Genomic DNA, 12023 nt, shown 5'->3' on the forward strand with positions numbered 1-12023 from the left:
GGGGTGGATCCGCCCACCTTCTCGTGCAAGTCCCTCATCGGGTTAGGGTTACTTGCACGTCGGCCTGGTAGGGATGATCAGAACCTGGTAGCACTAAGCTGACAGATTCTGCGGGCACGGGAGGGAGGCTTTCCGTGCCCGCGCTGATTCGGGAGGCGACGCTGATGGTCCGGGCTATCGATCTCTTCTGTGGGGGTGGCGGAAGCAGCTGGGGCGCGCAGGCGGCGGGAGCCGAACTGGTCGGCGCCGTGGATGCATGGGACGTCGCCGCGCGCACCTACAGCGACAATTTCCCCGGCGCGGTGGTGGTGAACACGCGCTTAAGCGACGAGAGCGGCCCGGAGATATTCGGGGACATCGGACAGGTCGACCTCCTGATCGCGTCTCCCGAATGCACCCACCACTCGATCGCTCGCGGCGCAAGGCCACGCTGCGACGAAAGCAGACGTTCCGGCTGGTATGTCATGCGCTTCATTCGCGAGATGCGACCGCAGTGGATCGTGCTCGAGAACGTCGCGATGATGCGGAACTGGGAGGGCTTCCGGGAGCTGAAGACGGCGCTCGAGGACGTAGGCTACCTGCTCACGATCCAGACACTGGACGCCGCCGACTTCGGCGTGCCGCAGGCGCGCCGACGTCTCTTCATCATGGGGGAGCGTGGGCCCAAGCCGGACGAGGTCACCGTAACGCCCTCCAATCCGCTGCCCGCGAGCACAATTCTCGACGAGCCCGGCACGTGGCCCGCCAAGCACGCCTTCGACGAACGCCGCGCGGAGGCCACCGCCGAGCGTATTCGAGCCGGGATCGCCGAGCTGGGTGAAGGCGAGGATTTCCTCGTGGTGTACTACTCCTCCGACCGCGCGGGCGGATGGCAGCCTCTCACTCGACCGCTGCGCACGCTCACCACGCTCGACCGATTCGGTCTGGTCTCGTGGGTGGAGGGTATTCCGAGGCTGAGAATGCTTCAGGTGCCGGAGTTGCGCCGCGCTATGGGTTTTGGCCCCTGCCCGAGGACTGGGCGCGAGTACCGTCTCGAATGCGGCAGCCGCAGAGATCGGGTGAAGATCCTGGGCAATGGGGTTTGCCCCCCCGTCATGCAGCACATCGTCGAGCATCTCACCGACATAGGGCGCTCCCTGGCTCGTGCGGCTTGATCGTCGGCACTTGACGGGACCTTGGCGGAGACACGGCAGAATACCCCCGTGTTCTCTCTATGTTCGACAACTTCCACCCGAGTTCCCCCACGAGTACCCGTCATTGGTCATCAGAACCCGGCTCCTCCAATTTTAAGAAATGCCGGCGGCCCTTGACGAAGGCGTTGTCCCACAAGGCTTCCAGCGACTCGCTCGAGGGACCTTGGCGGAAGAGCACGCCGCCGGAGAGCTGGTCGACCTCGCGCATCATCGCCTCCACCGCCGTAAGCGATGTTCTCAGGCCGCGTCGGTCGTGGTGCGGCGGGAGTAAGCCCACGGCAGCAGATCGTGGAGCGCGGCGTTGGGATGGCCGTTGACGATGCGGGTGATCACGTCGGCGAGATAGGCGTGCGGGTCGACGCCGTTCAGCTTGCAGGTTTCGACGAGCGAGGCGACGACGGCCCAGTGCTCGCCGCCGCCGTCGGAGCCGGCGAAGAGCGCGTTCTTCCTGGTGAGAGCAATTGGCCTGATCGCGCGCTCGACGACGTTGGAGTCGAGCTCGACGCGCCCGTCATCGAGGAAGCGGGAGAGACCGTCCCAGCGTGCGAGGGCATAGCGGATCGCCTCGGCGAGCCTAGTCTTCCCGCTGATGCGGTCGAGCTGGGTGCGCAGGAAGGTGCCGAGCGCCTCGACGAGCGGCACCGATGCGGCCTGGCGGTTGGCGCGACGCTCGTCGGGTGCGAGCCCGCGGATCTCGCTCTCGACGGCGTATATGGCTCCGATGCGCTCGAGCGCCTCGCTGGCGATCGGCGCCGGGCCGGCGGCGGCGAGCTCGTAGAAGCGGCGGCGCACGTGCGCCCAGCAGAAGGCGAGCGTCACGCCGCGCTCGGCGAGCGCGTTGTAGCCGGCGTAGCCGTCGACCTGGAGAACGCCCCGGAAGCCGTCGAGATGGGCGAGCGGGCGCTCGCTCGTCCTGTCGGGCGCGTAGACGAAGACGACGGCCGGCGGGTCCGTTCCCGCCCAGGGCCGGTCGTCACGGGCATAGGCCCAGAGCTGGCCGGTCTTGGTGCGTCCGCGCCCGGGATCGAGCACCGGCGCGGTGGTCTCGTCGGCGAAGAGCTTGGGCGAGGCCTTCAGCGCCGCCAGCATGCGCGCGTGGACGGGCCTGAGCAGGAAGGCCGCCCGGCCGACCCAGTCCGCCAGCGTCGAGCGGTCGAGCGCGATCCCTCAGGCCGCGGTAGATCTGCGCCTGGCGGTAGAGCGGCAGATGGTCGGCGTACTTCGCCACGAGGATGTGCGCGACGGTCGCCTCCGTCGGCAGGCCGCCCTCGATCAGGCGGGCCGGCGCGGGGGCTTGCCGCACGCCGTCGCCGCAGGCTCGGCAGGCGTATTTGGGCCGGCGGACGACGAGTACCCGGAACTGGGCGGGGACGACGTCGAGCCGCTCGGAGACGTCCTCGCCGATCCGGTGGAGCGTGCCCCGGCAGCAGGGGCAGCTCCTGTCCTCGACGTCCACGACCTGCTCGATTCGGGGAAGGTGCGCCGGGAGGGCGCCGCGGTTGCGCCGGCGCGCCGCCGCACGCGTCTCCCGCTCCGCCGGCGCCGGATCCTCGGCCCGCGCGCTCGCCTCCGCTTCGGCCTGCTCGATCTCCTCGAGCCCTAGGTGCAACTGGTCCTCGTCGAGCGTCTCGGCCCGTCGCCCGAACCGGTGCCGCTGGAACTGCTTGATGATCAGGCGCAGGCGCTCGACTTCCGCCCGCTCGGCGATCAGCATCGCCTTGAGCGTGGCGGGATCGTCCGGGAGCGTGTCGACCGCGAGCGCCATGGCCGGATTCGAGCATACTGGCCAAGCCCGTGCACGCCCTGAAGCCGCGCTGATTCACCATGCCGCACTCAGCTCGCGGCGACGGGCGCCCGCGCACGCCGGCCCGCATGCACGCGCCGCCAGTCGAGGCCTTCGAGCAGCGCCGAGAGCTGCGCGGCCGAGAGCCTCATGACCCCGTCCTGCAGGCTCGGCCAGCGGAACGCGCCCTCCTCGAGCCGCTTCGCGAACAGGCACACACCGGTCCCGTCCCAGAACAGCAGTTTCACCCGATCGGCGCGCTTGGCGCGGAAGACGTAGATCACGCCCGAGAATGGGTCGGCGCTCATCTCCTCGCGCACCAACGCGGCGAGCCCTTCTGCGCCCTTGCGGAAGTCGACCGGCTTCGTCGCCACCATGACCTTCACCGTCCCCGACGGCCCGATCACGACGTCGTCCTCAGGGCCGCGATCACCGCCGCGACCGTCGCCGCGTCCGCACCAGGCCCGATCCTCACGACCACGCCGCCGATCTCCAGCTCGATCGGCGCAGCGCTCCGTCGGGCTCGGGGCGCCGGCGCTCTGCGGCGCCTCGGCTTCTTCGGCTCGGACGGCGGCGGTACTTCCAGGACCGCCGGCACGAAGGCCGGCCGATCGTCGCCCTCGACGACGTCGGCCAGGGTCGCCCGGCGCGCCTCGCGGCGCCACGTGAACACCTGCTGCGGCGTCAGGCCATGCCGGCGCGCGACCTCGGACACGACCGCGCCCGGCTCGAGCGTCTCGGCGACGATCCCGGCCTTCTCGTCCGCGCTCCAGCGCCGGCGCCCACCAGCACCGTTGATCACCTCCAACCGGCGCACCACGCGCTCCGGCTCGAGCGTAGGCTCAAGTCCAGACACTAAACGATCTCCGATCACCAACCGATCGGGAGACTCGCCCATCAGCTTACGGCGAGGAAGGTGGGCCGGGGACACCGCTTACGCATGCTCGGCAGCGGGCAGCGATAGACGTTGATCCCGCGCTTCGGCTCCCGCTCGCATCCGCGCATGATTCCGTCCTGCTCGCGGCCGGGATCGTCGTCGAAGGCGCTGGTGCGACCGGCCGGCAGGGCGAGCGGAGAATCGATCGAGACGAGATCCGGGCGGTGCGTATCCACCGGCGCGACGAGCTCGTCGTCGCTCGCCACCAGGGACGTCTGCGCACGGCATCCGTCCAGCAGGCACGTGCCGGAGGGGCGTTTCTCGGAGCCGGTGAGATCGATGCCGAGGATCCGGGCCCGCGACGCCTTCTGGTCCGCGAAGGTCGCCGCGAGGCTCGATGTCCAGAAAGAGGACGCCGTCCGGGTCGTCGAGGAGGGCGGCGAGCTCGTCGGCCTTGCGGGGCGCCGGCCGGCGCCCGGGTCGCCCCGCGGCGCGCGTCCGCTCGACACGCTCGCCGCGCCCGCGCTCCAGGAGCCCGAAGACCTCCTGCGCGGCGCCCTCCGTTCCCGACATCGTGCTCCCGCCTCCCCGCGCCTCGTAGCCACAGGCTAGCCAGCCGTCCGGGTCATCGCAATCGAGCCGGGCCGTTTCGCACACTTTTTGGTGCCGCCCACGCCCGACCCGCTCACTCCCCGCCCCAGGCCAGCGGCAGGCGTGCGTCGAACAGCCAGACCTGGCCGGACTGCGCGACGTAGCTGAACTCGAGCTCGCGGTTCATGGTGATCACCGCGCAGGCGATGGAGATGGGCTTGGTGCCGCTCGTCGTGTCGAAGCAGATGTCGCCGAAGGCGAAGCCCTCCTTCACGAGCGCGCCCAGGCTCTGCGCCACGGCGGCCTCGACGTCGCGGTAGTCGTCGTAGTCGACCGCGCGGCCCGCCTGGCGGACCTCGAGCGTGGCGCCGGTCCCCGCGACGAGGCGGGTCGCGAGCGCGCGGAAGGCGGCGAGCTGGCCTTCGCTGTCCTTCGAAACGAGCACCTCCACGCGCAGCCGGCGGCCGGGGCGCAGGTGATGGCGCAGGGCGCGCAGGTTCTGCACCCAGCGGAAGGTCCAGCCGGCCGAGGCCGCGTTCGGCCCGCAGACGGCCTCCAGCGTCGCCTCGGAGGCGGAGGCGAGTTGCGCCAGCTCGCCCGCGCTCATGGAGGAGAGCGCCATCACCACCGCCGAGCGCGCCCGGGTCGGCGAGGCGATCGAGGCGGTGATGCGGGTGCGCAGGACGCGCCGGCCGACGATGAAGAGCCGCAGGCCGACGAGGCCGAAGAACAGGGCGGCGAGCGCGGCGTCGAGCGCATGCGCGCCGGCAACGGCGTCGAGATTGGGCGTGAAGACGTCGACGAGGCGCAGCCGCATCGCCTCGAGGAAGCCCGCATCCGCCGGCACCGCGACCCCTTGCGGCCACAGCGCACCGGCGAGCGCCTCGAGCGCCGAGCCGAGCCAGATCGCGGCGAGGGCGCCGAGCCCGAGCAGCGCCGCGCCGGCGAGCGGTGAGAACCACCCGGCGAACCGGTTCCGGAGGCGCCGCCAGAGACCTCCGGTGACATCCGCCGGCTCGCCCGCGGCCGGCGCGGGGGCGCCGGGGAGCGGGGCCGGCGCCACCGGCACGGGAACGTAGTCGACGAGCCGCGCGCCGAAGCGCTCCATCTCGTCGGGGTCGAGATCCCGCCCGCGGGCGTCCGCCGGCAGGTCGAGGACGAGGTGGGTGTAGCGGGCGCCGCGCGCGACGATCGCGGCGGCGACGTGGACGGGGAGCGTGCCGAGGACCCGGTCGCCGGGGCCGACCTCGGTGGGGTCGAGATGCGCCACCGGCTCGGCCACGATCCCCCGCCGCGCCGCCCACGCCAGCGCGCCCGGGTGACGCCCGACGAACAGGACCCGCCCCTCGGCCATGCCGTTCCCCCATCCCGATCAGCCGTGCGAGCATGCCGCGCGGGAGCGCGCCGGGCAAGGGTCTCGCACGGCGGCGGCTGCGGAGAGGGATGGAGACGAAGAAAATGGCTGCGCTTCCACGATGGGGTGATCAAGTACGCTTCGAGGCGGAAAATTCGGTGCCCATCGTGGATCCGGCATCGAAAGCGCGACCGCTTGACAAGCGTTGCAGAGGGGGGTGTTATCGGCCGCATTCCGCGTGGATGCGGACTGAAACTTTGAGGCCCCGCCATCCCTATTCTCCAGCAGGTTATCGGCCGCATTCCGCGTGGATGCGGACTGAAACGGCGTTTTGGGAACGCCCGCGCCCTCCACGAAGTTATCGGCCGCATTCCGCGTGGATGCGGACTGAAACTGCATGCGGACACGCCGCACGCGACGCATCAGGTTATCGGCCGCATTCCGCGTGGATGCGGACTGAAACTTTCTCGAAGTCGGGGAGGAGACCGTCTTTACTGGTTATCGGCCGCATTCCGCGTGGATGCGGACTGAAACTTGGTGGCCACGCGGGCCACTGCGCCCGACGGCGTTATCGGCCGCATTCCGCGTGGATGCGGACTGAAACGACGCGGCCGCCGACCAGGGTGGAGACGATGTAGGTTATCGGCCGCATTCCGCGTGGATGCGGACTGAAACGGTGTTCCCGGCAGGCCCGCTGGTGGTGGTGCAGGTTATCGGCCGCATTCCGCGTGGATGCGGACTGAAACGACGTACCCGGCTCCAGGGCGCACGCGGCCACGTTATCGGCCGCATTCCGCCTGGATGCGGACTGAAACTCGCGCATGGCGTCGACCGTCGGCACATGAGAAGTTATCGGCCGCATTCCGCGTGGATGCGGACTGAAACCTCCAGATCGGAAGCACGGGCGATCTTTTCGACGAGTTATCGGCCGCATTCCGCGTGGATGCGGACTGAAACATGTAGTTCGGCAACTTCTTGCCGAGGCGCTCCTGCAGGAGCGCGGTTATCGGCCGCATTCCGCATGGATGCGGACTGAAACTCGGCCGCGAGGATCGCGTCGATCTGGGGCAGGAGGTTATCGGCCGCATTCCGCGTGGATGCGGACTGAAACAGGCTCTTGGTCCGTTGTTGAAATTCGAAAAGGGTTATCGGCCGCATTCCGCGTGGATGCGGACTGAAACCGGGGCTGGTCCACGGGCGGGGGTACCGCGACAGGTTATCGGCCGCATTCCGCGTGGACGCGGATTGCGGCGCGCGGAGCGCCCACCAACTCCCCCCTCAAAACAAGAAGAACCGCCCCTCCTCCGGCAGCCGCTCGCGCCCCCGCGCGAAGCTCGCCGCGAGGCCGTCCGTCGTCACCGCCCAGACGCGCAGGGAATCCTGCTCGCCCACCAGCACCGAGAGCCGCTCGACGAGCCGCCGCGCGGCGCGCTCGCTCATGCGGCCCTCGAAGACGCTCTTCTGAATGCGCACGAGGTGCTCGGCCAGGATGTCGTGCGCCCGCGCCCGGGCGCTGTCGCGGGCGATGTCGTAGGCGAAGACGTAGAGGTGCTCGCGGGGCATCGGCTCAATAGTCCATGACGTAGGGCGCGTAGGGCGCGCCCTCGAGCGCGTGCCGGGCGAAGGCGTGGGCCTGGTGCAGGATCAGCCTTCGCCAGAGCATGCGCTCGCCGTTCGGCGCCGCGATCGGGCGCGCGACCCAGCCCTCCCAGGCCCGCAGCAGCGCCGCCCAGCCCTCCCGCGTGAGCGAGACCGCCTCCCCCTCGCTGCGCACGTGCTCCGGGCGGATCTGCCCGCGCGCGATCGCGGTCAGCACGAAGGCCTCGGCCAGCGGCTGGCGGAACTCCTCCATCAGGTCGTGCACCAGCGCGTCGTGCCCCTCGCGGGTCTCGTGCAGGACGCCGAAGCCGAGATGCAGCCCCACCCGCGAAGCCTGGCTGCGCACCTCGCGGGCGAGGCGGGAGGCGGCGATATCGAGGAGCAGGTTCACCGGATCGCGCCGCTCGCGCCGCCGGCGGCGGGGGAGCGCGAAGGCCGGCGGCAGGCAGCGGGCGAGCGCGCTCCAGTAGAGCGCCGCCGCCTCGCCCTCGCGCCCCATCGCCTCGTCGATCGCCATCGGCGCGCGGAAGCGGCGCACGAGGCGCGACAGCTTCACCAGCGTCGCCGCGATCTCCGGGTCGCGGCGCTCGCGGTTGAGGCGGTGGAGATAGGCGCGCTGGTTGCGCACCTTGGCCTCGACGAGGGTCTGCGCCAGCGCGCGGCGCCGCTCCGGGTCGAGCACGAGCCGCGCCTGGGCGAGATGCAGCGCCGCCCGCGCCGGCGCCTCCGGCTCCCATCGGCCGGTGACCTCGCCGTGGCCGTTCGTGCGCAGCACCTCGATCCCGTGCGCGGCGGCGAGGTCGAGCGCGTCGAGGCCGGCATCCGCTTCGGGGCCGAGCTCGATCCGGTCGATGGCGGCGGGCGGCAGGTCGGCGACGCGCCCGAGGCGGTCGACCACCGCGAGCCGGGTGCGCCGCGCCTCGAGCCGCGCGCCGGGCTCGATCACGTAGACCGGCACGAGGCCGCGCGCGTGCCGGCCGGGCGCCTCGTCCGTGTCCTCCGCGCCGTCGTCCTCCGTCGGCGCGTCGCGCCCCTGCGCCTGCGCGCGGGCGAGCACCGCCTCGGCGGCGGCCACCGCGTCCTCCTCCGGCGTCTCGTCGGCGCCGACCTCCTGCACCACCAGCGAGCGCACGAAGACGTGGCCGAGGAAGCGGAAGCCTTCCGTGAAGTCGACGATGCGGGTCTTGTCCGGGTGGAGCGCCAGCCCGTGCTCGGCGAGCAGGTCGCGCATGCGCTCCAGCGCATCCTCGGCCACGGGCCGGCCGCGGCAGAGCAGCAGGAAATCGTCGGCGAAGCGCACGAGCCGCACGCCCCGGCTCTCGATGGCGGCGTCGACGTCGTCGAGATAGAGGTTGGCGAGCAGCGGCGAGATCGGCGAGCCTTGCGGGACGCCGCGGCCCGTCAGCGAATAGCATTCGAGCCAGAGCCAGACGAGGTCGACGAGCCGCGCGTCGTCGACCGAGCGCTCCAGCCGGGAGATCAGGCGCTCGTGGGGAATGGTCTCGAAATAGGCGCGGATGTCGCCGTCGACCACGTGGTCGAAGCCCTGCCGGCGCAGGGCGGCGACGCGGGCGACCGCCTGCGCCACCGAGCGCCCGCGGCGATAGGCGAACGACGAGGGCTCCATCTCCGCGTCGAGCACGGGATCGAGCACCAGCGCCGCCGCGGCCTGGACCACGCGATCGGACACGCAGGGGATGTCGAGCGGCCGCTCGCCGCCGCCCTTCTTGGGGATCAGCACGCGCCGCGCCGGGCCGGGCCGGTAGGACCCGTCGCGCAGGCCGCGCGCGAGCATCTCGATCTGCGAGTCCGCCACATAGGCGAACCGCTCGACGGTGACCCCGTCACCCCCCGCCGCTCCGGCATTCGCCTGCACCTTCGCCCAGGCGGCGCGCAGGGTGGCGGGTTCGCAGAGGCGGGCGAAGAGCGGGGAGGCGGTGGCGGCGGTGGAAATTGCGGGTCTTTCCACGATGGCCTCGAGATGCGGGCTAAGGGTGCCGAAAACCGGCGGGCATCGTGGATATCGTCGCTGAAGCGCGGCCGCTTGACAAGCGTTGCAGAGGGGGGTGTCATCGGCCGCATTCCGCGTGGATGCGGACTGAAACGGAACCTCCACCACGTCTATGCCGAAGCGATCGCGGTCATCGGCCGCATTCCGCGTGGATGCGGACTGAAACTCGGTCTCGGTGGTGAGCGTGGGCTCAGGCGGGTCATCGGCCGCATTCCGCGTGGATGCGGACTGAAACTCTGTATCGGTGCTGAGGACGCCCAACTTCCCGTCATCGGCCGCATTCCGCGTGGATGCGGACTGAAACCCCTTGCGGGCATCGTTCGTGATGTACGTGCGGGTCATCGGCCGCATTCCGCGTGGATGCGGACTGAAACGGGCAGGAGCCCCGCGTCGATGAGTTCCTGACCAGTGCGTCATCGGCCGCATTCCGCGTGGATGCGGACTGAAACTTGAAGATCCGCGATCCTCCGCGAAAGCTCCGCGTCATCGGCCGCATTCCGCGTGGATGCGGACTGAAACGCCGGCGCCGGCGGCCGTCGTCTTGCCGCGCGCGTCATCGGCCGCATTCCGCGTGGATGCGGACTGAAACCCGCCGTGGACGGTGAACCCGTCGGTTTGCTTGGTCATCGGCCGCATTCCGCGTGGATGCGGACTGAAACTCGTAGACACCCCGGAAGTCCTGGAGCTCGGCGCAGTGTCATCGGCCGCATTCCGCGTGGATGCGGACTGAAACACACGGCGCACTCGAGGGCGAATCCCATCTCGTGTGTCATCGGCCGCATTCTGCGTGGATGCGGACTGAAACCGCTGAACCCGGCTGTGGGGGCAGTGACCGTCCCCGTTATCGGCCGCATTCCGCGTGGATGCCGACCGAGAGGTCGCGGCGACATGGCCGCTGTCCCCGGTCGATCATCGCCCGCATCGCGCCGAATCGGCCGACCTCACCTCCCGCGCAACCGCACCAACCCCTCCGGCGCCTCCTCGAAGGCGTAGGCCGGGAGCAGCATGCGGGTCTCCATCAGCGCCCGCGCGGCGGGGGAGAGGCCGGCCTCGGCGGCGACCGCCGGCCAGGCGGCCTTCAGCGCCCGCACCTGGTCTGCGATCAGCCGCTCGGCCGCGTCCGGCGCGAGGTGGAAGGCGGGGGCGGCGGCGAGGCAGGTGGCGAGGCGGCTGCGCCGGTCCGCGCCGGCGATCGCCATGGCCTGCGTCGCCTCGCCCCCGCTGCGCGCCTGCGGGCAGACGTCGTAGGCGGGGGTGAGCGCGAGCCGCGTGCCGTCCCAGAAGGCGGCGTGGTTGCGGGCGTGGTCGTCGGTGTTGCCGACGAGCACGTTGAAGACGAGCCGGGCGAACAGCTCCGGCAGCGTCTCGCGCGGGTTCACGAAGCGGCTGCGCACGATCTCGCAGAGGTCCTCCCAGGCGGCGTAGCGCGCCGTCATCTCGTGGAGCCCCAGCAGCGTCAGGGCCGAGACCATGGCGCGGCGGGCGAGGCCATCGGCCGTCGGGACGCGGTCGAAGCGCTCGACCAGCAGCACGTCCCGCCCGGCGGCCCGGGCGAGCCGCACGGGCGCGACGTCGAGCCCCACATGGGCCGCGAGCCGCATGGCCACGAACTCGGCCTTCACGACGTCGTATGTGTCGCTCGAGGAGGAGAACTTGGCGATCAGCCGCCTGTCGCCGTCGGCGATGCCCGCCTTCGGCCGCGCGCCCCCGAGCGAGGTGCCGTGCAGGAGCGCGCGCTCCAGCTCGGGCGTCAGCGGCAGGCCGCGCTCGATCCGCTCGGCGGCGCGGGCGAGCGCGTCGAGGGGCGCGGGCTGCGGGTCGCGGGGGACGTAGCGCGTCGCCGAGCGCTGGAAATCGAGCGCGCCGATCCGGTCCGAGCCCGAGAAGAGGAGGTAGGTCAATTCGTCGAGCGTGCCCGGGTCCGCATCCCGTCCCCGCGCGCCGGTGAGCCGATCGAGGATGACGCGGCGGCCCCAGGCGTCGGGCGCGGCGTCGCGCAGGCAGCCGGCGATCGTCAGGTCCGGCGCCGGCGCGATGACGCCGGGCCGCAGCGGCAGCTCGGGCTCGTAGATCGGGATGCGGTCGGCGCGCGCCAGGTACGAGCGGCCGTAGTTGAAGACGAAGCCATCGCGGTCGCGCACGATGCGGCCGGCGACGATGGGCTCGGTCGCCTCGGGCAGCCAGATCCATACATAGGCTTCGTTCGGGGCCTCGTCGGGCGGGGGCCGCGGGGTGGAGGGCATTTCAGAAGTCGTCCTTCAGCAGCGACCGGCGGGGGCGCGCCGCCTGCGGCAGGAGCGGCGCCTTCTCCCGCGCGGCGCCGAGCCGGCGCGCGAAGGCCGTGGGCTCGGGCTCGAACAGGGGCAGCCCGACGAGCGCGGCCAGCTCGAAGGCCGCGCCGAGCGACACGCCGGTGTCCCCCGCCTCGACGCGCCGCACGAGGCCGCGCGAGACGCCGGCGCGCTCGGCGAGCTCGCCGGCGGGCATGGCCCGCGCGAGCCGCGCCTCGCGGATCTCCCGCCCGAGCAGCTCCGCCGCCTCGCGGGCATGCCGGGACCAGGCGCGATGCTCGGGCTTGGGCATGAGAATGGTCCATCGATGGTGCAGGAAGGCCG

The 12023-nt window shown here is 71.3% G+C and carries 10 protein-coding genes, 1 pseudogene and 2 CRISPR repeat arrays; of the genes and pseudogenes, 1 reads left to right on the top strand and 10 read right to left on the bottom strand.

The window, feature by feature from the left end:
- Window positions 1–134 precede the first annotated feature (134 nt).
- Window positions 135–1154 (top strand): DNA cytosine methyltransferase, encoded by a 1020-nt coding sequence (locus tag AB9M23_RS19010; protein ID WP_372426156.1) that lies wholly within the window; start codon window positions 135–137, stop codon window positions 1152–1154.
- A 100-nt stretch (window positions 1155–1254) separates the two neighbouring features.
- On the opposite strand, the gene AB9M23_RS19015 is transcribed toward AB9M23_RS19010, so the two are convergent.
- From AB9M23_RS19015 to AB9M23_RS19060, 10 genes and pseudogenes are all read right to left on the bottom strand, one after another.
- Complete coding sequence (locus AB9M23_RS19015; protein ID WP_372426157.1) at window positions 1255–1401, bottom strand: hypothetical protein; 147 nt, start codon at window positions 1399–1401, stop codon at window positions 1255–1257.
- A 29-nt stretch (window positions 1402–1430) separates the two neighbouring features.
- Window positions 1431–2958, bottom strand: a pseudogene (tnpC, locus tag AB9M23_RS19020) (IS66 family transposase).
- 68 nt (window positions 2959–3026) lie between these two features.
- Window positions 3027–3383 (bottom strand): IS66 family insertion sequence element accessory protein TnpB, encoded by a 357-nt coding sequence (tnpB, locus tag AB9M23_RS19025; protein ID WP_029032426.1) that lies wholly within the window; start codon window positions 3381–3383, stop codon window positions 3027–3029.
- Window positions 3380–3793 (bottom strand): IS66-like element accessory protein TnpA, encoded by a 414-nt coding sequence (gene tnpA, locus AB9M23_RS19030; protein ID WP_372426158.1) that lies wholly within the window; start codon window positions 3791–3793, stop codon window positions 3380–3382. The genes tnpB and tnpA overlap by 4 nt, the downstream gene beginning before the upstream one ends.
- Window positions 3794–3873: 80 nt before the next feature.
- Window positions 3874–4119, bottom strand: a complete 246-nt coding sequence (locus AB9M23_RS19035) for a hypothetical protein (protein WP_372426159.1) — start codon at window positions 4117–4119, stop codon at window positions 3874–3876.
- A 419-nt stretch (window positions 4120–4538) separates the two neighbouring features.
- Window positions 4539–5798 (bottom strand): CRISPR-associated protein Csx16, encoded by a 1260-nt coding sequence (csx16, locus tag AB9M23_RS19040; protein ID WP_372426160.1) that lies wholly within the window; start codon window positions 5796–5798, stop codon window positions 4539–4541.
- Window positions 5799–6017: 219 nt separating this feature from the next.
- Window positions 6018–7050: direct repeats of the CRISPR family, unit length 37 nt; unit sequence GTTATCGGCCGCATTCCGCGTGGATGCGGACTGAAAC.
- 26 nt (window positions 7051–7076) lie between these two features.
- Window positions 7077–7361, bottom strand: coding sequence for a CRISPR-associated endonuclease Cas2 (gene cas2, locus AB9M23_RS19045; protein ID WP_372426161.1), 285 nt, complete (start codon window positions 7359–7361; stop codon window positions 7077–7079).
- A 4-nt stretch (window positions 7362–7365) separates the two neighbouring features.
- Window positions 7366–9366, bottom strand: coding sequence for a CRISPR-associated endonuclease Cas1 (cas1, locus tag AB9M23_RS19050; protein ID WP_372426162.1), 2001 nt, complete (start codon window positions 9364–9366; stop codon window positions 7366–7368).
- A gap of 99 nt (window positions 9367–9465) precedes the next feature.
- A CRISPR array of direct repeats spans window positions 9466–10285; the repeat unit is 37 nt; unit sequence GTCATCGGCCGCATTCCGCGTGGATGCGGACTGAAAC.
- Window positions 10286–10349: 64 nt separating this feature from the next.
- Window positions 10350–11651 (bottom strand): type II toxin-antitoxin system HipA family toxin, encoded by a 1302-nt coding sequence (locus tag AB9M23_RS19055; RefSeq protein WP_372426163.1) that lies wholly within the window; start codon window positions 11649–11651, stop codon window positions 10350–10352.
- 1 nt (window position 11652) lies between these two features.
- A complete protein-coding gene (locus AB9M23_RS19060) occupies window positions 11653–11991 on the bottom strand; it encodes a helix-turn-helix transcriptional regulator (protein WP_372426164.1) in 339 nt (112 codons plus the stop codon).
- Window positions 11992–12023 lie beyond the last annotated feature (32 nt).

It is taken from the genome of Salinarimonas chemoclinalis (genome assembly GCF_041514305.1).
Lineage (GTDB): Bacteria > Pseudomonadota > Alphaproteobacteria > Rhizobiales > Beijerinckiaceae > Salinarimonas > Salinarimonas chemoclinalis.

Excerpts from the sequence above, each read along its gene's own strand:
- AB9M23_RS19015 (WP_372426157.1), bottom strand. The coding sequence starts at position 1,401 with ATGCGCGAGGTCGACCAGCTCTCCGGCGGCGTGCTCTTCCGCCAAGGT.
- csx16 (WP_372426160.1), bottom strand. The coding sequence starts at position 5,798 with ATGGCCGAGGGGCGGGTCCTGTTCGTCGGGCGTCACCCGGGCGCGCTG.
- cas2 (WP_372426161.1), bottom strand. The coding sequence starts at position 7,361 with ATGCCCCGCGAGCACCTCTACGTCTTCGCCTACGACATCGCCCGCGAC.
- AB9M23_RS19055 (WP_372426163.1), bottom strand. The coding sequence starts at position 11,651 with ATGCCCTCCACCCCGCGGCCCCCGCCCGACGAGGCCCCGAACGAAGCC.
- AB9M23_RS19060 (WP_372426164.1), bottom strand. The coding sequence starts at position 11,991 with ATGCCCAAGCCCGAGCATCGCGCCTGGTCCCGGCATGCCCGCGAGGCG.